Origin of the sequence: Streptomyces stoeckheimensis (genome assembly GCF_045822005.1) — a bacterium.
In the GTDB taxonomy this organism is placed as follows: Bacteria; Actinomycetota; Actinomycetes; order Streptomycetales; family Streptomycetaceae; genus Streptomyces; species Streptomyces stoeckheimensis.
The window spans coordinates 5,643,961-5,667,095 of the sequence record NZ_CP169550.1; the positions used below are offsets into that span (position 1 = coordinate 5,643,961).

Here is a 23,135-nt window from a genome sequence, read left to right on the forward strand (position 1 = left end):
TGCGTATGCGTAGGGCGAGCGCGGTCTTGGCGGGCTTCCTGCTGGCGGGGGTCGCAGCGACCCCCGCCCACGCGGAGACAATTCGGTCGCAGCAGTGGCATCTCACGTCGATGAAGGCAGAGGACATCTGGAAGACCAGCACAGGAAAAGGTGTCACGGTCGCCATCATTGACAGCGGTGTTGACCCCATCCCAGAGCTGGAAGGCCAAGTTCTGCCGGGCAAGGACTACGCCACGAGTTACAAGGGTGATGAGCGAACGGATTGGAACAACCACGGCACAACCATGGCCGCGATTATCGCGGCTACTGGGAAACATCCCAGTGGCGATGGATCGTTCGGACTCGCGCCTGGAGCCAAGGTTCTCCCGATTCGTGTGCCGCAGGGGGAGAACGCAGCCAATCCGATCTGGACCGAAGCGATTCGGTATGCGGCCGACTCGGACGCAAAGATCATCAACATCTCCATGGCTACATCGGTAGAAGATCCGGCACGCGTTGATGCGGTGAAGTACGCCCTCTCCAAGGGGAAGCTGATCTTTGCTGGTGTGGGTAACAACGGGGATGCGGGGAACCGGGTCCTCTACCCGGCTGCAACGCCAGGAGTGGTGGGGGTTGGTGCCGTCGACAAAAATGGGAAAGCAACTGCGGAATCACAGCACGGTTCTCAGGTCGACTTGACTGCCCCGGGTGCCGACATCGTTACTGCTTGCGCCAGCGATACCAAACTGTGCAAGAACCACGGCACGAGTGACGCCACCGCCCTCGCCTCCGCCTCCGCCGCGCTGATCTGGTCCGCCCACCCCGACTGGACCAACAACCAGGTACTCCGAGTCCTCATGAACACCGCGGGCAAGCCCGTCGACGGCGCCGAGCGCAGTGATTTCATCGGCTACGGAACCGTCCGCCCCCGCATCGCGGTACCCAACCCCGGCGACCCCGGCCCCGCGGACGTCTACCCGCTCCCCGATCTCGCCGCAGCCGGCGGAGGGACGGGGACGAAGGCCCCCTCGGCCCCCTCCCCGTCCAGCCCTGGGGCCTCCGCCTCCGCCCCCGCTCCTCAGGCCGACGTGAAGAAGGACGACGGCGTCGGCGGCAGCCATCTCCCTTACGTCGGGCTCGCGCTCGGCCTCGGGGCGGCTCTGCTCATCGGCGGGGCCGTCACCGCGGTCGTCGTCCGGCGCCGGAGCCGCTGAACCGCGTACCACGACCGTCAGAGTCAGAAGGGAAGGCTGCTCCATGTCGTTCGACGAGGAATGGTCCACGGCCCGGAGCGCCGCCGCAAACGTCTCCACGCGGCTCAACAGCGTGCCGGCCGCGCCCGGCCCCGGCGGCGGCAGCGCCGATCTGGAGCTGAACCAGGACCACATCGGCGAGGTCGGATCCGAGGCCTACAAGCTCCACACCCGGCTCTCCACCGACGGCAAGCACGCCGCCGCCTCCACCGCCGAGGCGGCCGGCGCGCTCACGCGCGAGGGCTTCGCGAGCGGCGCGGCCCTGCTCAAGGTCAACACGCGCTGGGAGAGCCAGCTCAAGACCCTCGTGGCCGCCTGCGCGAACATTTCCAACGGCCTGAACTACTCCCTCTCCTCCCACGCCAAGGAAGAGCAGCAGCTGCACGCCGATTTCACTGCATCCAAGATCGACCAGCTCCTCAAGTAGCGAAGGCAGGCGGACACGTGCTGACGTACGAGAACGTCATGAACGCGCCCCTGGGCCCGCTCCAGACCGCGATCACCGACTGGGCCGCGATGGTCAAGAAGCTGGACGAACTGGCGGAGTCGGCCCGCGACGGCATGAAGGCCAAGTCGGACAAGGCCCAGTGGAGCGGCGTCACCGCGGGCGTCGCCCGCTCCCTCGTCGACAAGACGGCCAAGGAGTTCGACGACGCGGCCCGCGAGGCCAAGGGCATCCACCTCCTGCTCACCGACGGGCACGCCACCCTCAAGGCGGTCCAGGAGCAGATCAAGAAGCTGGTCGCGGACGCGCCGGCCGCCGGGTTCCGCATAGACGAGACCGGGCGGGTGTCGGCCATACCGCTCTCCGACCCGCAGGATCGTTACGCCGCCCAGCACGACCCGGACTATCAGGAGAGCCTCCGCAGGAACCGGGGCCTGTGGCAGGACCGGGTCAACCGGGCCGTGGAGGACGCCCAGGACGCGGACGACTCCCTCGTGCGCGCGCTCCAGGCCAATGTCACGGACGACAACAACTTCACCGCGCCGAAGTACGAAACCCTCGATGCCGAACAAGTCGACCGGGCTGCCGACCTGATGAAGAAGGTCACCGGCGACGGGGGCACGGCCCGCAACCCCGAGGCGCTGCGCGAGCTGGAGGACCTGCTCGACGACAACCGCGAGGATCCCGAGTTCGCGACGGGCTTCTACCGGACGATCGGCGCCGAGGGCACGCTGGAGATGTACGCCACCATGTCCCTGGACGCCACGAGCCTCGGCGCCGCGGGCAAGGACCGCGCGCTGACGGTCGCGAACATCCAGAGCGACATGGGCGCGATGCTCGGCCTGGCGACGCACAAGGACGTGCCGAACCACCTCGACGCTGCGTGGACGACCCAGCTGATGAAGGCCGGCCGCAAGGAGATGCAGGTCACCGGCGGTGTGACGACGATCTACGGCTACCAGGCGCTCGGTGCGCTGATCCGCGAGGGCACGTACGACAAGGAGTTCCTGACCTCGGTCGGCCGCGACATGGTCGCCATGGACCGCAAGGATCCGAAGGCCTGGGAGTACCACACCCCGTACGGCCTGGACTCGGTCCTCAACCAGGGCGAGGGCGGAGGCCGGGGCTTCTACCCGCTGACGGGTCTGATGGAGGCCCTCGGCAACCACCCGGACGCGGCGACCGCGTTCTTCAACGAGCCGGTCCGCGAGGACTCGAACGGCGACGGCATCGTCACCAAGGACGACAAGCCGGTCGGCGGTCAGCACGGCAAGGACCAGGGCATGGTCGACTACATGCTCGACAAGAAGCCGTACGCGGACGGCTTCGACATGGCGAGGGCCGGCGACCCGCACGCGGCGCAGGAGGCGCTCGGCGGCGCCCTGGAAGCGGCCGTGTCGGGTCGCGCGGCGGGCGACGAGGACGCGAAGCCCGTACCGCACACCGGCCCGATGACGGATGTCATGGAACGGGTCGTCGCGAAGATCAGCGACAACCCGGAGTTGGTCGCCGCGAAGCCGGGTGGGGACGAGAAGGCCCCGCTGGCCGCGCTGTCCGGCCAGTTCGGCCAGATGGCCGCCGAATACGTACCCGACCTGCAGGCGTCCGCCGCCCACCATTCCGCACAGATCAAGGTGAGCGGTGAGATGGCGGAGTTCAACAAGGCCGACATGGCCCGCTTCCTGGGGGCGGTCGGCCAGGATCCGGGAGCGTACGGAGCGATCGTCAACGCCAACCAGGCCTTCACCGGGGTTCTCGTCAACGACGTCATCGTGCACCGCGCGGAGCACGGGCACTTGGACACGGCGATTGAGAACGCAGTGTTCCCGGGTGGGCAGATCACCGGGATGCTGACGGAGGCCCGGGCCCAGAACATGCACTCCGAGACCGCTCACAGCAACGAGGAGTACGTCAAGGGCGTCGAGGACACTGCGAAGTGGATCAACCGAGGTATCACCGCGGCGGGCGGCAAGTACGTCGAGTTGGTACCGCTCGCCGGTGACGTCCTGGAGTGGGTCCAGGAGGACGTCACCGAGCACTTCGTGGAGGATGCGAAGAAGGAGGGCGAGGACAAGACGGCCGAGACGGAGAAGAAGGTGGCCACGATGTACGCCGCTGCCGAAGAGAGGTCGAGCAGGGCGGCGGACGCCGCCGTCCACCACGCGGCGGCCGGGTCGGGCATGTCGGCGGCGGATGTCGACACGCTGGCGACGGCCGCGTCCAAGGAGTCCGCCGTCGGCCACTCCGTCGGCCGGGATCTCGTGGCGTCTTCGGCAAGTCGGTCGTGAACGGTGGATTCGATGCTGCCGGTTCGAAACGTGAAGGGGACGCTGTGATGGCGTGGGTGCAGGCGGTTCGCGTCACGGGGGTTGTGGCGGGGTTGGTGTTCGTGGCCGGATGCGGGGGTTCGGACCCTGAGGTGAAGGCTCCTGCCGTGAAGAATCCCGAGGTCGCGGCGACCGAGGCGTGTTCCGGGCTCCTCGGGGAGGCGGGCGCGGACGCGCTGGGGCGGGTCCTGCAGTCCTGGTACCTGGTCCCGGACGCCAAGGGGGCCGTGGGAGCCGCGGCCATGGCCAAGGCCGTGGGGGAGGCCCGGGCTGTGCCGTCATGCGTGGTGACCGGCCGGATCGGGTCAGGGAAGCGCGTCGCGGAGGTCCGGCCGTCGGTGGAGGGTGCCGCAGGGGGCGGGGTGCGGGTGGTGCGCGCCGACAAGCAGAGGGCGGTGGCGTTCGACTGCGTCAGCGCCCGGGCCGGGGCCGCGGGCTCCGTGCGGCTCAGCGTCGCCTTCGAGGACCAGTGGGACAGCGAGGGTGAGACCAAGCTCGCGAACGACTACCTCGTCATCGCTCACTCTGCCGCACGCGCGCTGGCCAAGGAGCTGGGCTGCCGCGACGGTGGCGGGCTCCCCGAGCAGGCCTCGGCGCTGCCGGCCGGCTGATCGCGGCCCCTCGCAGGGACGGACGGCGAAGGCCGGTCAGGGGAAGGCCTTCCCCTGACCGGCCTTCGCCGTAGAAGCCGTGACCGGAATCGAACCGGCGTAACTCGCTTTGCAGGCGAGTCCCTCAACCACTCGGGCACACGGCTGGGTGGTGGTGATGTGTATGACCGTACGAGGGTGCGGGAGGGTGGGGAAGGGGTACGCGGGGCGTGCAATGCGACTGCCATGCCGCGTTCACAGAGGGGGCGGGGAGCGGGTGGTCGGGACCTTTGGCCTAGGGCTGGGGGAGGGGGTGGGATCGGTCGGAATGACAGGGCCGAAAGAGCAGTTCGAGCCTTACTCTGGGGCGATGAGCGTCCTCCCGCAGAGAGCTGCTGCCGCACCCGCCGAAGTGATACCCGACGACCCGAAGGGCGGGATCTTCGGGTCCGCGTACCGGACGCTCAGCATCGGGATCATCTCCGTTATTTTTCTGATCGCCTTCGAGGCCACCGCCGTCGGGACCGCCATGCCGGTGGCGGCCCGGGAGCTGGACGGGATCGCGCTCTACGCCTTCGCCTTCTCCGCCTACTTCACGACCAGCCTCTTCGGCATGGTGCTCTCCGGGCAGTGGGCCGACCGGCAGGGGCCGCTGCGGCCGCTGACCGTGGGGATCGGGTCCTTCGCCGCGGGGCTGGTGTGTTCCGGGACCGCCGGGGCGATGTGGATGTTCGTGCTCGGGCGGGCCGTGCAGGGGTTCGGGGGCGGGCTGGTCATCGTCGCGCTCTACGTGGTCGTCAGCCGGGCCTACGAGGAGCGGCTGCGGCCCGCGATCATGGCGGCCTTCGCTGCGAGCTGGGTCGTGCCCTCGATCGTCGGGCCGTTGGCGGCGGGGACCGTGACCGAGCACCTCGGGTGGCGCTGGGTCTTCCTCGGGATACCCGCGCTGGTCTTCGTACCGCTCGCGGTGGCGCTGCCCGCGATCCGGCGGAACGCCTCCGGGCCGGTGGACCCCGAGGCTCCGCCCGTGGCGTTCGACCGGCGGCGGATCCGGCTGGCGCTGGGGATCTCGGTCGGTGCGGGGCTGCTGCAGTACGCCGCGCAGGATCTTCGGTGGCTGTCGTTGCTGCCGGGGCTCGTGGGGGCGGCCCTGCTGGTGCCCGCCGTGCTGGGGCTGCTGCCGCGCGGGACCTATCTGGCGCGGCGCGGGCTGCCGTCGGTGGTGCTGCTGCGGGGCGTGGCCGCGGGGTCGTTCATCGCGGCGGAGAGCTTCGTACCGCTGATGCTGGTCACCCAGCGGGGGCTGAGCCCGACGATGGCCGGGTTCTCGCTCGCCCTGGGCGGGGTGACGTGGGCGGCCGGCTCGTGGGTGCAGTCGCAGGGGCGGGTGGCGCCGTACCGGGAACGGCTGATGGTGCTCGGCATGATCATGGTCGCCGCGGCGATCGCCGGGGTGCCGGCGGTGCTCGTGGAGTGGGTGCCGGTGTGGATCCTGGCGCTGGTGTGGGCGATGGGGTGCCTGGGGATGGGGCTCGTCATCGGCTCCACGAGCGTGCTGCTGCTGAAGCTGTCGGCGCCGGAGGAGGCGGGGGCGAACTCCGCCTCGCTGCAGATCTCGGACGCGCTGGCGAATGTGGTGCTGCTGGCGGCGGGCGGGGCGGCGTTCGCCGCGCTGGGCGGGGGAGCGGTGGGGGCGGCGCACTCCGTGGCGGAGGGGGCCGGGGCTTCGCACCCCGGTGCGTTCGTCGTGGTGTTCCTGCCGATGGCCTGCGTGGCGCTGGTGGGGGCGTGGGTCGCCACCCGGCTGGATGCGGAGCCCGCGCGGGGCTGAGGGTCGCTGGCCGGGTGCGGCGCCGTTGCCGGGGCCAGCCCCGGGACCCGGCGCCTCAAACGTCGGCGGGGCTGGATGTGGGCTGGTGTCGGCCCTGCGGGTGCGGGCCCGGGCCTGTGGGCCTGTGCGGCGCCGTTGCCGGGGGCCAGCCCCCGGACCCCGCGCCTCAAACGCCGGCGGGGCTGGATGTGGGCTGGTGTCGGCCCTGCGGGTGCGGGCCCGGGCCTGTGGGCCTGTGCGGCGCCGTTGCCGGGGGCCAGCCCCCGGACCCCGCGCCTCAAACGTCGGCGGGGCTGGATGTGGCCGGCGTCGGACTGCGCGTGCGGGATGTGGCCGGCGTCGGACTGCGCGTGCGGGGTGGGGGCGGCGTCGTAAAGCGGGCGCATGCCCGGGGTGGGGCTGGCTAGCATCCGGGGATGAGTGAGCTGATCATCGACATGCCCGACGCCGAGCGGGCGGAGCTGGCCGATCTGGCCGATGCCACCGGGCAGAGCGTCGAGGAGGCCGTGCTGGCCGCCGTGCGGGGCTGGGTACGGGGGGAGCGGGAGCGGGCCGGGGGCGAGGCCCTGCGACTGGCCGGGCGGCACGCCGGGCTGCTGAGGCGGCTCGGAGAATGAGCGGGATCGCTGGAACCGGCGGGATCAGCGAAATGGGCGGGACCGGCGGAATCGGCGGAGTGGACGGAATCGGCGGGATGGACGGCATCGGCACCAGGTACCTCGCCCTCCGGGAGGTCCTCGACCTTGCGCGGCACGCCTGTCTCGCCCAGGACCAGCCCGTCGAGCTGCGTGCCCCCGGGCTGCTGGAGTCGGCCGTGCACCGGCCGCGGGCTCGGATGTTCGGGACTTCCGCGTACGAGGACACCTTCGAGCAGGCGGCCGCCCTGCTGCACGGGATCGCGACGAACCACCCCCTCGTCGACGGGAACAAGCGCACCGCCTGGCTCGCCGCCGCCACCTTCCTCGCCCTCAACGGAGTCGATCTCGGTGACGCCGACGAGGACGCCGCGTACGACCTGGTCATCGACGTGGCGTCGGGCGACGAGGAGCACATCGGGCGGATCGCGGAGCGGCTGCGCGGGCTGAACCCGCGAATGTGACGCTCGCCGCACGCGCCGAGGTCACGGGCCTGTCCCTCCGCGAGGGGCGGGCCCGGGCCGGTAAGGTGGCCCGGTTGTCCTACGTACGACTGCCCGTACCGCTGGCCGTACCGATGCCCGGAATGCACGCCCGGAACGGATACGCCGCCGAGAGCCCGAACCGGAGACCGTGACTACTACCGCCTCCCACCACCTCTCACCCGCCTTCCCCGGCCGCGCGCCGTGGGGTACCGCCAGCGCCCTGCGAGCTTGGCAGCAGGGTGCGCTGGACCGGTACCTGGAGACCCAGCCGCGCGACTTCCTCGCCGTCGCGACCCCCGGCGCCGGAAAGACCACCTTCGCGCTGACGCTCGCGTCCTGGCTGCTGCACCACCACGTGGTGCAGCAGGTGACCGTCGTCGCGCCCACCGAGCACCTGAAGAAGCAGTGGGCGGAAGCCGCCGCCCGGATAGGGATCCGGCTGGACCCGGACTACTCCGCCGGCCCGCTCAGCAAGGACTACCACGGGGTCGCCGTCACGTACGCGGGTGTGGGCGTGCGCCCGATGCTGCACCGCAACCGGTGCGAGCAGCGCAAGACCCTGGTGATCCTGGACGAGATCCACCACGCCGGTGACTCGAAGTCCTGGGGCGAGGCCTGTCTGGAGGCCTTCGACCCGGCGACCCGGCGGCTCGCCCTCACCGGCACGCCCTTCCGGTCCGACACCAATCCCATTCCCTTCGTGGCCTATGAAGAGGGGAACGACGGGATTCGGCGGTCCTCCGCCGACTACACCTACGGCTACGGGAACGCCCTGGGCGACGGGGTCGTGCGGCCCGTCATCTTCCTCTCCTACAGCGGCAACATGCGCTGGCGCACCAAGGCGGGCGACGAGATCGCCGCGCGCCTCGGCGAGCCGATGACCAAGGACGCCATCTCGCAGGCCTGGCGCACGGCCCTCGACGCGCGCGGCGACTGGATGCCGAACGTGCTGCGCGCCGCCGACCAGCGGCTGACCGAGGTCAGGAAGGGCATCCCGGACGCGGGCGGGCTGGTCATCGCCGCCGACCAGGACTCCGCGCGCGCCTACGCCAAGCTGATCCGGGAGATCACGGGGACCAAGGCCACCGTCGTGCTGTCCGACGACACCGGCGCCTCGAAGCGGATCGACGAGTTCGCCGCGAGCAACGACCGCTGGATGGTCGCCGTCCGCATGGTGTCCGAGGGCGTCGACGTGCCGAGGCTCGCGGTGGGCGTGTACGCCACCACCATTTCGACCCCGCTGTTCTTCGCGCAGGCCGTCGGGCGCTTCGTGCGTTCGCGCCGGCGCGGCGAGACGGCCTCGGTGTTCCTGCCGACCATTCCCTACCTGCTGGGTTTCGCCAACGAGATGGAAGTCGAGCGCGACCACGTCCTCGACAAGCCGAAGAAGCAGGGCGAGGAAGACCCGTACGCCGACTCCGAGAAGGAGATGGAGGAGGCGAACAAGCAGGAGGACGAGGACACCGGCGACGAGGAGCAGATGTCCTTCGAGGCACTGGAGTCCGACGCCGTCTTCGACCGGGTGCTGTACGACGGCGCCGAGTTCGGCATGCAGGCGCATCCGGGGAGCGAGGAGGAGCAGGACTACCTCGGCATCCCCGGGCTGCTGGAGCCCGACCAGGTGCAGATGCTGCTCCAGAAGCGGCAGTCGCGGCAGATCGCGCACAGCAAGCGCAAGCCCGACTCGGAGGCGGACCTGCTGGAGCTGCCGGCCGACCGGCGCCCGGTGGTCTCCCACAAGGAACTGCTGGAGCTGCGGAAGTCGCTGAACACGATGGTCGGTGCGTACGTCCACCAGAGCGGCAAACCGCACGGGGTGCTCCACACCGAACTGCGCCGCGTGTGCGGCGGACCGCCGAGCGCGGAAGCCACGGCGGGACAGCTGCGCGAGCGGATCAAGAAGGTCCAGGAGTGGGCCACCCGGATGCGGTGATTTCCTACGGAATACGGCACGGGCGGCGGGGAGAGATTTGTACGGTCCCCGCCCGCCCGGGGCGTCGTAGTGGTCGCGCCGCACCCGTGGTGGGAGGCCCTGCGGGGCCGCGCGGGACCGCCCGGGACCGCGGGCCGAGGCCAGGGGCCGAAGGTCACGAATTGGCGGCGATGCGCGTTTTCAACCGGCATAAAAGGGCAGTAGGCGCCCGGATTCTGGACGAGCCCTTCCGCTGAGCGGACCCGCTCGCTAGTGTCCCCGCATCGAACGCCCCGTGGCAGCGCCGCTGCGGGAGCGCAGCCGGTGCCATGGCCGCTACCGGCGGCCTCTCCGTGCGTCGCCGAGGGACCGGCGGCGCTATCCCCAGAGAGTCACCGCCGCCCACCGAAAGAGGGAGAGGCGTCGTGACCGCGGAAACCTCCCAGACTCTCGACCGAGGACTCCGAGTTCTCAAACTGCTCGCCGACACCGACCACGGTCTGACCGTCACCGAGCTCTCCAACCGCCTCGGTGTGAACCGCACCGTGGTCTACCGCCTCCTGGCCACCCTCGAACAGCACGCCCTGGTCCGCCGTGACCTCGGCGGCCGCGCCCGCGTCGGGCTCGGGGTGCTGCGCCTGGGCCGCCAGGTGCACCCGCTCGTGCGCGAGGCCGCGCTGCCCGCGCTGCGCTCCCTCGCCGAGGACATAGGCGCCACCGCGCACCTGACCCTCGTGGACGGAACCGAAGCGCTCGCCGTGGCGGTCGTCGAGCCGACCTGGACCGACTACCACGTGGCCTACCGCCCCGGCTTCCGCCATCCGCTGGACCGCGGGGCAGCCGGCCGGGCCATCCTGGCCGCCCGTCAGGGCACGCTCATCGAGCCCGGGTACACGCTCACCCACGGGGAGCTCGAAGCGGGCGCCAGCGGCGCTGCTGCGCCCCTCGTGGGCATCACCGGGCTGGAGGGCAGCGTGGGCGTCGTCATGCTGGCCGACGCCGTGCCCGAGCGGGTCGGCCCGCGCGTCGTGGACGCCGCCCGCGAGGTGGCCGACGCCCTGCGCTGAGCCGCGCAGCAGGACATCCGGCAGGACGTCCAGCAGGACACCGAGCCGCGCCCCCGACCGCCGGGGGCGCGGCTCGACCCGTTCGGGGGCACCCGCGCTAGATTGGCCCGGTGCTCTCTCGCCTCACACGTCTGCCGCGTCCCGCCGCCCTCGCCGTCTGCGCCGTGCCCGTGCTCGCGCTGTTCGCCGTCGCGGCCTTCGCCCCGCTGCCCTTCGTGATCGCGCAGCCGGGCCTCACGGCCGACGTGCTCGGCTCCCGCGACGGCAAGCAGGTCATCGCCATCACCGGGGCGCCCACCCGCGAGACCACGGGCCAGCTGCGGATGACCACCATCCAGGCGACCGGCCCGTCCACCTCCGTCACCCTCCCCGAGCTGGTCGGCGACTGGTTCGACACCTCCCGGGCCGTCATGCCCAGGGAGTCGGTGTACCCGTCGGGCGGAAGCGACAAGGAGATCGAGGAGCACAACCTGGAGGAGATGACCAAGTCGCAGTCGACGGCCTCCGAGGCCGCCCTCGGCTACCTCCACAAGGACCCGAAGGACGTGAAGGTCGAGCTGAACCTCGCCGACGTCGGCGGTCCGAGCGCCGGACTGCTCTTCTCCCTCGGCATCGTCGACAAGCTCGACGGGAACGGCAGCGGCGGCGATCTCACCGGCGGCAGCACCATCGCCGGTACGGGCACCATCACCGCGTCCGGCGAGGTCGGCGCGGTCGGCGGGGTGGCCCTGAAGACTCAGGCCGCGCGGCGCGACGGGGCGAGCGTGTTCCTCGTACCGGCGGCGGAGTGTTCGGACGCCAAGTCCGAACTGCCCGAGGGGCTGCGGCTGGTCCCCGTCACTTCGCTGACGGATGCGGTTGACGCGCTGCGGGCTCTGCAGAAGAAGGGCGAATCGGTTCCGTCCTGCTGAGCAGGGGGGCCGCCGGCGCCGCCTCCATGCTGCGCCAGGACGGGAACACCAGCGGCGAGAGCGTGGCGAGGAAGTAGATCCCGCCGAACACCAGCAGCGCCCGCGTCACCCCGAACCCGTCGATCAGCAGCCCGGCGGCCAGACCGCCCAGCGGCATCGTCAGCTCGCAGCCCGCCTGGGTCACGCCCGAGACCCGGCTGCGCAGCGCGTCGGGCACCTTCTCCAGCATCACGGTGGTCAGGATCGGATTGAGCACGCCCGCGCCCAGCCCGGACAGGGCCATCGTCACCGCGAGCGGCAGTGAGGTGTCGGTGAAGGCGGCGACCACGTAGCGCGGTGCCCCGCACAGCAGGAACGCCGCGGCGAAGACGGTTCTACGGGGGAACCGCTCGCCCCAGGCTCCGTAGAGCAGGGCCCCCAGCAGCGCGAACCCGCCGAAGAGGGCGACCAGCAAGCCGAGCGCGGTGGCTCCGCCGAGGGCCTCGCGGCCGTGCACGGGCAGCAGGACCGAGGACCAGCCCTGGTCGAGGCCGTTGGTCATCATCACCATCACCGTGACGCCCAGCAGCAGCCGGGTCCGGGTCAGGAACCGCATGCCCTCGGCGAGTTCGGCCCGGTAGCCGGCCAGTGACACCTTCCCGGCGGCACGCTGCGGCTCGGCGGCCGGTATCCCGCGGACGAAGGCGGCGACCAGAGTTGCGGAGGCGCAGAAGGTGGCAGCGTCCAGGAGCAGGACCGACTCGGCGCCGACCGTGGCGATCAGTACGCCGGCCAGCGCGGCCCCGATCATGCGGGCTCCGCGCGAGACGGCGTCGTAGAGGCTGGCGGCGCGGGCGACGGTGGTGCCGGCGTGCTCGGCGAGATGGGGGAGTAGGACGTAGCGCGCGGCCAGTCCGGGGGTGTGCACGAGGCCGCCGACGGCCATCAGCGCGCACAGCATCCAGAACTCCAGCAGCCCGGCGTAGTGCAGCAGCGGGATCGCGCCCACGGACAGCCCGCAGATCAGGTCGGAGACGGCCGAGACCCGGCGGCGCCCGATCCGGTCGATGACCGGGCCCCCGACGAGGGCGGCGATCGCGACGGGCAGGGTGGCGCAGAAGGCGACGATCCCGGCCCGGCCGGCGCTGCCCGTGGTCTGGAGCACGAACCACGGGACCCCGATGAGGGTCAGTGAACTCCCGGCTATCGAGATGGTGTTGGCGATCAGGACGGCGGTGAAGGGGCGACGGCTCACGCGATGCCGCCGTGCGGGCGGGAGAGCGGGGTGCTGCGGGTGATGCGCGCCTGCAGGTGGGCGGGCTGGATCAGGCGGATGCCGGCGGAGATCAGGGCTTCGCCGGCCCGGTTGCGCAGGGCGGAGGCCGGGTGGTGGCAAAGGTGCGGTGCGGCCGCCCGCGCACGGCGCCAGGCAGCGGCCTCGGCGGTGCGGGTGGCGTGGATCGCGGCGTGGTTCTGGGCATGGCTGAAGGCGTGCACGGCAGGACTCCTTCTGCGAAAGGGGGTGAGAGGGGCGCTGCTCGGTGGCGCTACTTGGTGCGCACCGGGAAGGCGTGGGTGTGGAAGCGGACCGTCTCCGTGTCCTCGGAGGGCGGCAGGTCGCGGTAGCTGTTGATCAGGTCGTGGAGCTTGAGGACCAGCTCGTGGCTCTGCTCGGGGGTCAGCTGGAGCGAGAAGTCGCTGAGCTCCGAACTCCGGCGCCACTCCAGCGACCAGGTGTGCGCCTCGCCCAGCCAGGAGGACAGCTCCTGTTCGTGGATCTTCACGACCTCCGCGAGGAAGACCTCCGCGGCACCGCGCGTGGCCGGGTCGGTGTCGTAGACCAGGGCCTCGTCGAAGATCGTGCCGTCCTGGGACGGCCGCCACCAGCGCTCACGGCCCTTGCCGTGCTCGGGGGCGTCCTCGACGAACCCGTACGCGGCCAGCTGGCGCAGGTGGTAGCTGGTGGCACCGCTCGACTCCCCGAGGCGCTCCGCCAGTTGCGAGGCGGTGGCCGGCCCGTGCAGGCGCAGGTCGCCCAGCAGGCGGATGCGCAGCGGGTGGGCGAGGCCGCGCAGGGAGTGGGCGTCGAGCTTGCGGAGCTGGGGTGCGGCGGGCTTCTCGTTCTCGGGCATGCCTCAACAGTAGAGTTGCAAAGAAGTCTCTGCAAGAGTTTCTTTGCAACTACTTCTTTGCATCCGTTCCTTTGGAACTCGCCCGGACTCAGCCCTCCTTGATGAACCCCTCCGCCACCAGCCACTCCTTCGCCACGTCGTGCGGGTCCTGCCCCTCCACGTCCACCAGCGCGTTGAGCCGCTGCGCCGTCTCCGTCGTCAGCCGCTTCGACAGGGGGTCCAGGAGGCCGGCGATCGCCGGGTACTTCTCCAGGGTCTTGGCGTGCAGCTCCGGCGCCGCGTTGTAGTTGGGGAAGAAGTGCCGGTCGTCGGCGAGGGTGTCCAGGTTCATGGCCTTGATCCGGCCGTCCGTGGTGAACGCCTCGCCCAGCAGGCAGGAATCGGACTTCGAGACCTGCGTGTAGATGATTCCGGCGTCCATCTTCATGACGTTGCCCGCCGGGATCTTCATCCCGTACGCCTTCTCCATCCCCGGCAGCCCGTCCTCCCGCGAGGCGAACTCGTTCTCCACGCAGACCGTCACCGCCTTGGGGTCGCGCCGCGACAGCTCCGCCACGTCCGACAGGGTCTTCAGGCCGTACTTGGCGTTGTTCTTCTTGCTGATGGCCAGCGTGTAGGTGTTGTTGAGCGTGGACGGCGGCAGCCACGCCACGCCGTTCTTCACGTCCGCGTCCCGCACCGCCTCCCACTGCTCGTACGGGTCCGTGATCGGCTCGTCGTTGCCGAGGTAGGTGATCCACGCCGTGCCCGTGTACTCGTACATGGCGTCCGCGTCGCCCTGGATGATCGCCTCGCGGGCGCTGATCGACCCGGGCAGGTTGGTGCGGTCCAGCACCTCCGCGCCGGCCGCCTTGAAGATCAGGCCGATCATCTGGCCGAGCACGATGTTCTCGCTGAAGTTCTTCGAGGTGACCGTGAGCGAGGCGCCCTTGAGGGGCTGCCCCTGCCCGACCGAGCCCGGCAGGACGTCGTCCACCATCGGGGACCCGCTCTTGAGCCCGCAGCCGGCGAGCGCGAGCAGGGGCAGCAAGGCGGCAGCGCAGGCCGCGGTCGTCCGTAGGGCGAGCTTGCCCATCTACGCCTCCAGCCCGCGCGGGGTCAGGACCGTCTCGGCCAGGGAGGCCAGCCAGTCCACGAACAGCGCCAGCGCCACCGTCAGCACCGAGCCCAGCACCAGCACCGGCATCCGCTGGGTCTGGATCCCGGAGGTGATCAGGTCGCCGAGGCCCCCGCCGCCGCCGAAGGTGGCCAGGGTCGCGGTGCCGACGTTGAGGACGAGGGCCGTCCGTACGCCCGCCAGGATCAGCGGGACGGCCAGCGGCAGTTCCACCTTCATCAGGGTTCCCATGGAGGACATCCCGATCCCGCGCGAGGCCTCCACCAGCTGAGGGTCGATCCCGCGCAGCCCCGCGACGGTGTTGGACAGCACGGGCAGGACGGCGTAGGCGACCATGCCGATGATCGCCGTCGAGGGGCCGATGCCGAGCCAGATGACCAGCAGGGCCAGGAGGCCGATGGCCGGGGTGGCCTGGCCGATGTTGGCGACGGCGGTGACCAGCGGGGCCGCCCGGCGCAGGCCGCGGCGGGTGAGGGCGATGCCGAGCGGGATCGCGATGATCAGCACCCAGAAGGTGGAGATCGCGGTGAGCTGGACGTGCTGCCACAGGCGGAGTTCGACGTTGCCGTCGGCGAGGGAGTTCTCGGCGATGGTGTCGAGGGTGGCGTTGGTGATCCACAGGTACGTGGCCAGCAGCACCAGCGCCAGCACGATGGGCAGCGTCACCAGCCGGGCCCAGGTGAGCCGGCGCCCGGGGCGGGGCGGCGCGATGGAGGCCATGACCTCCTCGCCGGGCTCGGGCTCCTCCGGATCGCGGAAGACGTGGCCCTTGAGCTCGTGCTCGCCGGGCGGGCGTTCGGGGGAGACCGGGTTCCGCGGGCTCATGAGCCCTCCGAACCGTCCCGGAGCCCCTCCAGGTCCCGCTCGACGCGGTGGTGGCGCAGCTCCTCCAGGTCGTGCGCGTGCTCGGCCGCCGTCAGCCGGTCGGCCTCCAGCATCTCGTGCACGGAGTTCATCAGGGTCTCCATGTCCACGACGCCGATGTACTCGCCGCGCCGCCCGGTGACGGCCACCCGGCCGCCGCTGTCGGTGAGTACGGCCTCCAGGGCGTCGTGCAGGGTCGCGTCCCGGGTCACCGTGTCGTGCACGAGCTGGCCGGCCCGGGCGAGGGAGCCCTTGGCGCGCATCAGGTCGCCGCGGCGCAGCCATTTGTACGGGCGGCCGCGCCGGTCCAGCATCAGCAGCTCGTTGCCCTGGCCGGCGCGCAGGGTGTTGAAGATCTGCTGGAGCGGGTCGTCCACGGACACGGTCGGGAACTCGGCGATCTCCACGTCCCGCACCCGGGTCAGGTTGAGCCGCTTGAGGGCCGCCCCGGCGCCGACGAAGCCGGAGACGAAGTCGTCGGCGGGGTTGGTGAGGATCGCCTCGGGGGTGTCGAACTGCGCGATGTGCGAGCGCTCGCGCAGGACGGCGATCCGGTCGCCCAGCTTGATGGCCTCGTCGAAGTCGTGGGTGACGAAGACGATCGTCTTGTGCAGCTCGTGCTGGAGCCGGATCAGCTCGTCCTGGAGGTGGTCGCGGGTGATGGGGTCGACGGCGCCGAAGGGCTCGTCCATCAGCAGGACGGGCGGGTCGGCGGCGAGCGCCCGGGCCACGCCCACGCGCTGCTGCTGGCCGCCGGAGAGCTGGCGCGGGTAGCGGCCGTGGAACTCGCGCGGGTCCAGGCCGACCAGGTCGAGCATCTCCTCCACCCGGTCCTTCGCGCGGGACTTGGACCAGCCGGTCATCTTCGGGACCAGGGCGATGTTCTCGGCGACCGTCATGTGCGGGAAGAGCCCGGAGGACTGGATCGCGTACCCGATCTTGCGGCGCAGTTTGACCGGGTCCATGTCGGTGACGTCCTCGTCGCCGATGCGGATCCGGCCGGAGGTGGGCTCGATCAGCCGGTTGATCATCTTGAGGGTGGTGGACTTCCCGCAGCCGGAGGGGCCGACGAAGACCACCAGTTCGCCCGCCTTGATCTCCATGGAGACGTCGTCGACGGAGGGGTTGGGGTTGCCGGGGTAGCGCTTGGTGAGGTTCTCCAGCTGGATGGTGGCGCCGGAGGCGGCGGCCGGCTGCGGGCTCGCCTCCGGCTGCGGGCTCGTCGTCGGCGCGGACGTCGGCTCAGACACGGATTCCCCTCGGGATGGTGAGACGGCCGAGCAGGACGTACGCGGCGTCGAAGAGCAGGGCGAGGATGACGACGCCGAGCGTCCCCGCGAGGACCTGGTTGATGGCGTTGGCGCTGCCGAGCGAGGCGATCCCGCGGAAGATCTCGTTGCCCAGGCCCGGCCCGGAGGCGTAGGCGGCGATGGCCGCGATGCCCATCAGCATCTGCGTGGAGACCCGGATGCCGGTCAGGATCGGCGGCCAGGCGAGCGGCAGCTCCACCTTCAGCAGCTGGGCGCTGCGCGACATCCCGATGCCCTTGGCGGCATCGACCAGGGCTGGATCAACCCCGCGCAGCCCCACGATGGAGTTGCGGACGATGGGCAGCAGCCCGTACAGCGTCAGGGCGATCACGGTCGGTGCGACGCCGAGGCCGACGATCGGGATCAGCAGGCCGATCATGGCGAGGGAGGGGATGGTCAGCACCGTGGAGGTGGAGGTGACCGCGAGGTTCCCGGCCCAGCCGCTGCGGTAGGTCAGGACGCCGATGGCGACGCCGAGGGCGGTCGCGATCACCATGCACTGGAAGACGGCGCTGGCGTGCTGGAAGGCGTCGGTGAGGAGCTGCTGGTGGCGGTTGGACAGGTAGGCCCAGAAACTCACGCCACGTCACCTCGTCCGTTTCGTCCGTCGTTCTCGTCCGTCGTTGCCGCGGGTCGGTCGGATCAGTCGTCCTCGGCCGCCTGTTCGACCAGGGGGATGATCCGCAGAGGTACGGGATTTTCCATGACAATCGCCGTTGAAGCCCTCACGATGCCATCAAACGCGACAACCCGGTCGATCACCCGCTGGAGATCCGCGTTGGAGCGGGCCACGAGCCGGCACAGCATGTCCCCGTGCCCGGTCGTCGTGTGCAGCTCCAGTACCTCCGGGACCCCGTCCAAGTGGGCCCGTACGTCCGCGCCTTGACCCTGTTTGATCTCCAGCGTGGCGAAGGCCGTCACCGGGTATCCCAGGGCCGCCGGGTCCACCTGCGGACCGAAACCGCGGATGACTCCGTTCGACTGAAGCCGGTCCAGCCGGGCCTGCGCGGTGCCGCGCGCCACGCCGAGCCGGCGCGAGACCTCCAGGACTCCTATGCGGGGCTCGCGGGCGAGCAGGACGATGAGCCGGCCGTCGAGCTCGTCGATTCCCATGGGTGCCTCCGGGGTGGTCGGTCGGTGGTCATAGTGCACAGATATCCCAGCCATGGTGGGCTGAGACTGGTCAGTCTGTACAGCAGAAATGGAAACTATTGCGCAGCTTGTGGAACGGCGGGACTCTGCGGTCATGACTGAGACCCAGCCGCTCGACACCGCACCGCGCACCGCCGCCAAGGCCGATCCCTTCCCCGTCAAGGGCATGGACGCGGTCGTCTTCGCCGTAGGCAACGCCAAGCAGGCCGCGCACTACTACTCGACCGCCTTCGGCATGAAGCTCGTCGCCTACTCCGGACCGGAGAACGGCACGCGCGAGACGGCCAGCTACGTCCTGACCAACGGCGCCGCGCGGTTCGTCCTCACCTCGGTCATCAAGGCCTCCACCGACCGCGGCCGCTTCCTCGCCGAGCACGTCGCCGACCACGGCGACGGCGTCGTCGACCTGGCGATCGAGGTCCCGGACGTCAAGGCGGCCTACGCCTACGCCGTCGAGCACGGCGCGCGCGGCCTGGACGAGCCGTACGAGCTCACCGACGAGCACGGCACGGTGCGGCTGGCGGCGATCGCCACCTACGGCCAGACCCGGCACACCCTGGTCGAGCGCGGCGACTACACCGGCCCCTACCTGCCCGGCTTCGTCTCCGTCGACCCGATGGTCGAGCCCCCGGCCAAGCGCACCTTCCAGGCCATCGACCACTGCGTGGGCAACGTCGAGCTCGGCCGGATGAACGAGTGGGTGGCCTTCTACAACAAGGTCATGGGCTTCACGAACATGAAGGAGTTCGTGGGCGACGACATCGCGACCGAGTACTCGGCGCTGATGTCGAAGGTCGTCGCGGACGGCACCCTCAAGGTGAAGTTCCCGATCAACGAGCCGGCGATCGCGAAGAAGAAGTCGCAGATCGACGAGTACCTGGAGTTCTACGGCGGCGCCGGCGTCCAGCACATCGCGCTCGCGACGAACGACATCGTCCGCACGGTGCGGGCGATGCGGGCGGCGGGCGTGACCTTCCTGGACACCCCGGACTCGTACTACGACACGCTCGGCGAGTGGGCCGGCGAGACCCGGGTGCCGGTCGAGACCCTGCGCGAGCTGAAGATCCTCGTCGACCGCGACGAGGACGGCTACCTGCTGCAGATCTTCACGAAGCCGGTCCAGGACCGCCCGACGGTCTTCTTCGAGATGATCGAGCGCCACGGCTCCATGGGCTTCGGCAAGGGCAACTTCAAGGCCCTGTTCGAGGCGATCGAGCGGGAGCAGGAGAAGCGGGGCAACCTCTAGGGGGTTGCGTCGGCCGGGTTGCGGGGCCCTTGCGGCGCCGCTCCCGGGGCTCCGCCCCGGACCCCGTGCCTCAAACGCCGGCGAGGCTGGATTTCCAGCCCGCCGGCGTTCACGTGATGGGCCCCGCTACGGCTTCGGCTTCGGCTTCGGGACGGGCTTCGCCTTCGGGAGTTCCGGGGCCACCCACGGCTTGGTGGGCTGCATGTTCTCCGGGCCGCCCGCCGGGGGCTTGCCGATCGTCGCCAGGGCCTCCTTCGCCAGCGGGGCCCGGACCGGCGAGAACCGCGGGTTCGTCCGCAGGGCCTCCTCCAGGTGCCGCCGCGCCGCGGCCACGTCGCCCAGGCCCCGTTCGATCACCGCCCGGTGGTACGAGAACTCCGCGAGCCGCAGCCCCTGCTCCGTGGCCTTCTTCGCGTACTCCAGAGCCCCCGCGTCGTCGCCCGTCTTGTGCAGCGCCCAGCCCAGCGCGTCCGCCACCGGCAGGCTCTTGTGCCGGGCCCACTCCGCCGTGAGGCGCCGTACGGCCGCCGCCGGGTCGCCGTGGTCCGCCTCGAACCGGCCCAGGAGCAGCTCCTCGTTCACCCCGCTCCGGGCGGCCTGCGCCGGGATCCCGTCGTACACCGCCTTCGCCTCGTCGCCCCGGCCCAGCGACTCCAGCAGCTCGCCCAGCTCCAGCGACAGCGCCGGCACCGCGGCCCGGCCCAGCGCCAGCCGGTAGTCCCGTACGGCCTCACCGCCCCGGCCCAGCGCCGCCAGCACCCGTGCCCGCCCGCCCAGCGCCGCCGCCTGGCCCGGATCGGTGCGCAGCGCGGCCTCGTACTGCTTCAGCGCCTGCGCGTCGTCACCGCGCTCCCACGCCAGCTCCCCGAGCCGGAACAGCACGTACGCCTTCTCCGCCGGGGCCTTCGCCGCGCCCCCCGCGTGCTCCATCGACATGGCCGCGTCCTCGCGCCAGCCCCGGTCCCGGTACACCTGCGAGGCCTTCATGAAGGCCGCCAGTCCCGGCCGCATGTCGACCAGGCGCTCCATCGCCTTCTCCGCCGCCTTGTAGTCCCCGAGCCCGCCGTACGCGTCCACGAGCACCGGGTACGCCGTCCACCGCTTCGGCTCCTGCGCCCGTACCAGCTCGCCCCACTTCTTCCCGGTCCCGAAGTCCCGTCGGGCGTTGGCCAGCGTGCCCATGCCCGTCATCGCGTCGAAGTTGCCCTTCTCGGCCGGGCGCAGCTCCAGCGAGCGCTTCAGCGCGCCCTCCGCCTTCGGGTACCAGGCGGGATCGGCCGTCCGCCGCGCCTGCTCCAGGTACGCGGAGCCCAGCACCGCCCACGAGGCCTCGTCCTTCGGGTGCTCCGCGACCCACTTCTCCCGGTCGGCGACCAGCGCCGACAGGTCCACCGCCGCCACCGGCGCACCCATGCCGACCGCCGCGCGGGCCCGCTCGCTGGGCCCCGGCGGGCGCGCGTCGTCGCCCGTGCGGGCCGGGCGGATCAGCAGGGCCCCGGCGATCAGGACCACCAGGGCCGCCGCTGCCACGAGCGTCTTGCGGCCGGTGAAGGTCACGGGCGGGGCAGCCTGCGGCTGCCTCTCCTGGGAGACGAATGCGTCGCGCAGAGGGTCCATGGGGTCACTGTGCGTCAATATGAAGAGCTCGCCGAGGTGTCCGAAGAACGTCGCGGGCGTGTTCACACCGATGGCCCCGGGTGCCACGCTGGCCCCATGGCTGACGATGTTGACGAAGTTGATGACGGGTCGCGCGAACTCCACGAGCTGCTCCACGAGCGGCTCCTCGAAGGACTTCCGCCCGCGGCCCTGCTCACCGACCCCCAGGTGACCGCCTCCTACGCCACCGACATGGCCAGCTTCTGCGCCGCCGGCACCCCGGCCGCGGTGGTCCTGCCCCGGACCGTCGAACAGGTCCAGCACGTCCTGCGCACCGCCCACGCGCTGCGCGTGCCCGTGGTCCCCCAGGGCGCCCGTACCGGTCTGTCGGGCGCGGCCAACGCCTCCGACGGCTGCATCGTGCTGTCCCTCGTGAAGATGGACCGGATCCTGGAGATCGACACCGTCGACCGGATCGCCGTCGTCGAACCGGGCGTCGTCAACGCCGTCCTCTCGCGCGCCGTCGCCGAGCGCGGCCTGCACTACCCGCCGGACCCCTCCAGCTGGGAGCAGTGCACCATCGGCGGGAACATCGGCACCGCCGCCGGCGGTCTGTGCTGCGTCAAGTACGGGGTCACCGCCGAGTACGTCCTCGGCCTCGACGTGGTCCTCGCCGACGGCAGGCTCCTGCAGACCGGCCGGCGCACCGCCAAGGGCGTCGCGGGGTACGACCTCACCCGCCTGTTCGTCGGCTCCGAAGGCAGCCTCGGCGTCGTCGTCCGGGCCGTCCTCGCCCTGCGCCCGGCCCCGCCCCGCCAGCTCGCGCTCGCCGCCGAGTTCCCCTCCGCCGCGGCCGCCTGCGCAGCCGTCTGCGCCGTCATGGAAGCCGGCCTGACGCCCTCTCTGCTGGAGCTGATGGACCGTACGACCGTCCGCGCCGTCAACGCGCTGGGCAAGATGGGCCTGCCCGAGACCACCGAGGCCCTGCTGCTCGCCGCCTTCGACACCCCGCACGCGCCCGAGGACCTGGCCGCCGTGGGAGCGCTGTGCACCGCCGCCGGGGCGAGCGCCGTCGTACCGGCCGAGGACGCGGCCGAGTCCGAACTGCTCCTCCAGGCCCGCCGGATGGCGCTGCCCGCCCTGGAGGCCCTGCGGCCCGCGACGATGATCGACGACGTGTGCGTACCGCGGACCCGGCTCGCCGAGATGCTGGACGGCACCGCGGCCATCGCCCGTACGCACGACCTGCTCATCGGGGTCTGCGCGCACGCCGGCGACGGGAACACCCACCCCATCGTCTGCTTCGACCCCGCCGACGAGGACGAGACCCGGCGGGCCCGCGCGTCCTTCGAGGAGATCATGGCGCTGGGGCTCGAACTGGGCGGGACCATCACGGGGGAGCACGGGGTCGGCGTCCTGAAGAAGGAGTGGCTCGCCCGCGAACTCGGCCCGGTGGGCCTGGAGATGCAGCGCGCCGTCAAGCACGCCTTCGACCCGGAGGGACTGCTCAACCCGGGCAAGCTCTTCTGAGTCACAGCTCCCCGTCCGCCGACTCGTCCGACGGCCACGGGTCGCGCATCCACAGCTCGTCGGCCGGCGTCGGGGCGAGCAGCTCGGCCAGCGCCGCGTCCAGGCCGAGCCGGTCGGCCTCGGTGCCGGGCGGCACGATCCGCAGGGTCCGCTCCAGCCAGGCCGACACCGACACGGCGGGCGCCTCCAGCAGGGCGTCGCCGTCGGGGGAGCTGAGCGCCATGCACAGGACGGCCTGCTGGCCGACCTTCGTGGGCCAGATCCGCACGTCTCCGTGGCCGCACGGACGGAACACCCCCTCGACCAGCAGCTCCCGGGCGAAGGTCCAGTTGACCGGGGTGCTGGAGCCGGTGTGGAAGGTGATGTGCACGGCGTACGGGTCGTCCGTCAGGTACAGCAGGCGGGCGGGGACGGGGACGCTGCGCTCGGGGGACAGGACCAGCTTCAGTTCCAGCTCGCGCTCGACGACGGGGTGGTGCATGGCGGCCTCACTTCGGTACGGGGTACGTGTTCGGGTGGTGCGCGGGGCCTTCCGGCGGCCCACACCCGGAGAGAGCGCCGAAGTGCCCGGGTATGACGCGACTTCGCGAGGCACTTCGAGGATTGGCCGAAATCAATCGCCTGACCGAAATCATGCGTACGAGGCCGTGCTCGTCCGTGTGCGTCTGTGTGCGTCGGCGATCGTCTGCGTTCGCCCGATCGCTTGGATTCTCCCGTTACCGGACCTGTCGGGGGGCGGTTCTTGGCTATGGTCCACCCCTGCAAGAAGCCTCA

At 71.1% G+C, this 23,135-nt stretch carries 23 protein-coding genes and 1 tRNA gene; 13 read left to right on the top strand and 11 right to left on the bottom strand.

What is annotated here, in order from left to right; genetic code table 11:
- Nucleotides 1-110: 110 nt before the first annotated feature.
- The 4 genes from mycP to ACE1OC_RS25565 all read left to right on the top strand — a co-directional run bounded on the left by mycP (nucleotide 111) and on the right by ACE1OC_RS25565 (nucleotide 4,615).
- The gene (mycP, locus tag ACE1OC_RS25550; protein ID WP_407838974.1) at nucleotides 111-1,193 is read left to right on the top strand and encodes a type VII secretion-associated serine protease mycosin; all 1,083 of its coding nucleotides are present in this window, start codon (nucleotides 111-113) and stop codon (nucleotides 1,191-1,193) included.
- A 43-nt stretch (nucleotides 1,194-1,236) separates the two neighbouring features.
- On the top strand, nucleotides 1,237-1,659 hold the full coding sequence (locus ACE1OC_RS25555; RefSeq protein ID WP_407838975.1) for a hypothetical protein: 423 nt from the start codon (nucleotides 1,237-1,239) through the stop codon (nucleotides 1,657-1,659).
- 38 nt (nucleotides 1,660-1,697) lie between these two features.
- Nucleotides 1,698-3,965, top strand: a complete 2,268-nt coding sequence (locus ACE1OC_RS25560) for a hypothetical protein (protein WP_407838976.1) — start codon at nucleotides 1,698-1,700, stop codon at nucleotides 3,963-3,965.
- 146 nt (nucleotides 3,966-4,111) lie between these two features.
- Nucleotides 4,112-4,615, top strand: coding sequence for a hypothetical protein (locus tag ACE1OC_RS25565; RefSeq protein ID WP_407838977.1), 504 nt, complete (start codon nucleotides 4,112-4,114; stop codon nucleotides 4,613-4,615).
- A gap of 74 nt (nucleotides 4,616-4,689) precedes the next feature.
- Here the strand turns inward: ACE1OC_RS25565 and ACE1OC_RS25570 are convergent.
- Nucleotides 4,690-4,761, bottom strand: a tRNA-Cys gene (locus tag ACE1OC_RS25570).
- 203 nt (nucleotides 4,762-4,964) lie between these two features.
- Between ACE1OC_RS25570 and ACE1OC_RS25575 the strand changes: the two genes are divergently transcribed.
- From ACE1OC_RS25575 to ACE1OC_RS25605, 7 genes are all read left to right on the top strand, one after another.
- The gene (locus ACE1OC_RS25575) at nucleotides 4,965-6,425 is read left to right on the top strand and encodes an MFS transporter (RefSeq protein ID WP_407838978.1); all 1,461 of its coding nucleotides are present in this window, start codon (nucleotides 4,965-4,967) and stop codon (nucleotides 6,423-6,425) included.
- Nucleotides 6,426-6,841: 416 nt separating this feature from the next.
- Nucleotides 6,842-7,042, top strand: a complete 201-nt coding sequence (locus ACE1OC_RS25580; protein ID WP_382976293.1) for a hypothetical protein — start codon at nucleotides 6,842-6,844, stop codon at nucleotides 7,040-7,042.
- Nucleotides 7,043-7,119: 77 nt separating this feature from the next.
- Complete coding sequence (locus ACE1OC_RS25585; RefSeq protein WP_407841680.1) at nucleotides 7,120-7,524, top strand: type II toxin-antitoxin system death-on-curing family toxin; 405 nt, start codon at nucleotides 7,120-7,122, stop codon at nucleotides 7,522-7,524.
- Nucleotides 7,521-7,697, top strand: a complete 177-nt coding sequence (locus tag ACE1OC_RS25590) for a hypothetical protein (RefSeq protein WP_266957777.1) — start codon at nucleotides 7,521-7,523, stop codon at nucleotides 7,695-7,697. Before ACE1OC_RS25585 ends, ACE1OC_RS25590 begins: the two co-directional genes overlap by 4 nt.
- The gene (locus ACE1OC_RS25595; protein ID WP_266957779.1) at nucleotides 7,694-9,478 is read left to right on the top strand and encodes a DEAD/DEAH box helicase; all 1,785 of its coding nucleotides are present in this window, start codon (nucleotides 7,694-7,696) and stop codon (nucleotides 9,476-9,478) included. The genes ACE1OC_RS25590 and ACE1OC_RS25595 overlap by 4 nt, the downstream gene beginning before the upstream one ends.
- 404 nt (nucleotides 9,479-9,882) lie before the next feature.
- Nucleotides 9,883-10,524, top strand: coding sequence for an IclR family transcriptional regulator (locus ACE1OC_RS25600; RefSeq protein ID WP_054222485.1), 642 nt, complete (start codon nucleotides 9,883-9,885; stop codon nucleotides 10,522-10,524).
- Between the two features lie 110 nt (nucleotides 10,525-10,634).
- A complete protein-coding gene (locus tag ACE1OC_RS25605; RefSeq protein ID WP_250741104.1) occupies nucleotides 10,635-11,435 on the top strand; it encodes a S16 family serine protease in 801 nt (266 codons plus the stop codon).
- Here ACE1OC_RS25605 and ACE1OC_RS25610 read toward each other — a convergent pair.
- The 8 genes from ACE1OC_RS25610 to ACE1OC_RS25645 all read right to left on the bottom strand — a co-directional run bounded on the left by ACE1OC_RS25610 (nucleotide 11,362) and on the right by ACE1OC_RS25645 (nucleotide 17,950).
- Nucleotides 11,362-12,669 carry an MFS transporter gene (locus ACE1OC_RS25610; RefSeq protein WP_407838979.1) on the bottom strand — a complete coding sequence of 436 codons (1,308 nt, stop codon included), beginning with the start codon at nucleotides 12,667-12,669 and terminating at the stop codon, nucleotides 11,362-11,364. The genes ACE1OC_RS25605 and ACE1OC_RS25610 overlap by 74 nt on opposite strands.
- Nucleotides 12,666-12,911, bottom strand: coding sequence for a hypothetical protein (locus ACE1OC_RS25615; RefSeq protein WP_407838980.1), 246 nt, complete (start codon nucleotides 12,909-12,911; stop codon nucleotides 12,666-12,668). The genes ACE1OC_RS25610 and ACE1OC_RS25615 overlap by 4 nt, the downstream gene beginning before the upstream one ends.
- A gap of 50 nt (nucleotides 12,912-12,961) precedes the next feature.
- Complete coding sequence (locus ACE1OC_RS25620; protein ID WP_407838981.1) at nucleotides 12,962-13,546, bottom strand: ArsR/SmtB family transcription factor; 585 nt, start codon at nucleotides 13,544-13,546, stop codon at nucleotides 12,962-12,964.
- Nucleotides 13,547-13,634: 88 nt separating this feature from the next.
- Nucleotides 13,635-14,621, bottom strand: a complete 987-nt coding sequence (locus ACE1OC_RS25625; protein WP_407838982.1) for a glycine betaine ABC transporter substrate-binding protein — start codon at nucleotides 14,619-14,621, stop codon at nucleotides 13,635-13,637.
- Nucleotides 14,622-15,488 carry an ABC transporter permease gene (locus tag ACE1OC_RS25630; protein ID WP_407838983.1) on the bottom strand — a complete coding sequence of 289 codons (867 nt, stop codon included), beginning with the start codon at nucleotides 15,486-15,488 and terminating at the stop codon, nucleotides 14,622-14,624.
- Nucleotides 15,485-16,777 carry a betaine/proline/choline family ABC transporter ATP-binding protein gene (locus ACE1OC_RS25635; protein ID WP_407838984.1) on the bottom strand — a complete coding sequence of 431 codons (1,293 nt, stop codon included), beginning with the start codon at nucleotides 16,775-16,777 and terminating at the stop codon, nucleotides 15,485-15,487. The genes ACE1OC_RS25630 and ACE1OC_RS25635 overlap by 4 nt, the downstream gene beginning before the upstream one ends.
- Nucleotides 16,770-17,417, bottom strand: coding sequence for an ABC transporter permease (locus ACE1OC_RS25640; protein WP_250741110.1), 648 nt, complete (start codon nucleotides 17,415-17,417; stop codon nucleotides 16,770-16,772). The genes ACE1OC_RS25635 and ACE1OC_RS25640 overlap by 8 nt, the downstream gene beginning before the upstream one ends.
- A 62-nt stretch (nucleotides 17,418-17,479) precedes the next feature.
- Complete coding sequence (locus tag ACE1OC_RS25645; RefSeq protein WP_112448141.1) at nucleotides 17,480-17,950, bottom strand: Lrp/AsnC family transcriptional regulator; 471 nt, start codon at nucleotides 17,948-17,950, stop codon at nucleotides 17,480-17,482.
- A 133-nt stretch (nucleotides 17,951-18,083) separates the two neighbouring features.
- Here ACE1OC_RS25645 and hppD point away from each other — a divergent pair, with 133 nt between their 5' ends.
- Entirely contained in the window at nucleotides 18,084-19,235 is a 1,152-nt protein-coding gene (gene hppD, locus ACE1OC_RS25650; RefSeq protein ID WP_250741111.1) for a 4-hydroxyphenylpyruvate dioxygenase, read from the top strand.
- 126 nt (nucleotides 19,236-19,361) lie between these two features.
- On the opposite strand, the gene ACE1OC_RS25655 is transcribed toward hppD, so the two are convergent.
- Nucleotides 19,362-21,008 (bottom strand): tetratricopeptide repeat protein, encoded by a 1,647-nt coding sequence (locus ACE1OC_RS25655; protein ID WP_407838985.1) that lies wholly within the window; start codon nucleotides 21,006-21,008, stop codon nucleotides 19,362-19,364.
- Here ACE1OC_RS25655 and ACE1OC_RS25660 point away from each other — a divergent pair.
- Nucleotides 20,949-22,361 (top strand): FAD-binding oxidoreductase, encoded by a 1,413-nt coding sequence (locus ACE1OC_RS25660; RefSeq protein WP_407838986.1) that lies wholly within the window; start codon nucleotides 20,949-20,951, stop codon nucleotides 22,359-22,361. The genes ACE1OC_RS25655 and ACE1OC_RS25660 overlap by 60 nt on opposite strands.
- Before the next feature lies 1 nt (nucleotide 22,362).
- Here the strand turns inward: ACE1OC_RS25660 and ACE1OC_RS25665 are convergent, their stop codons facing one another.
- Nucleotides 22,363-22,842 carry an SsgA family sporulation/cell division regulator gene (locus ACE1OC_RS25665; RefSeq protein ID WP_250741114.1) on the bottom strand — a complete coding sequence of 160 codons (480 nt, stop codon included), beginning with the start codon at nucleotides 22,840-22,842 and terminating at the stop codon, nucleotides 22,363-22,365.
- Between the last annotated feature and the right edge of the window lie 293 nt (nucleotides 22,843-23,135).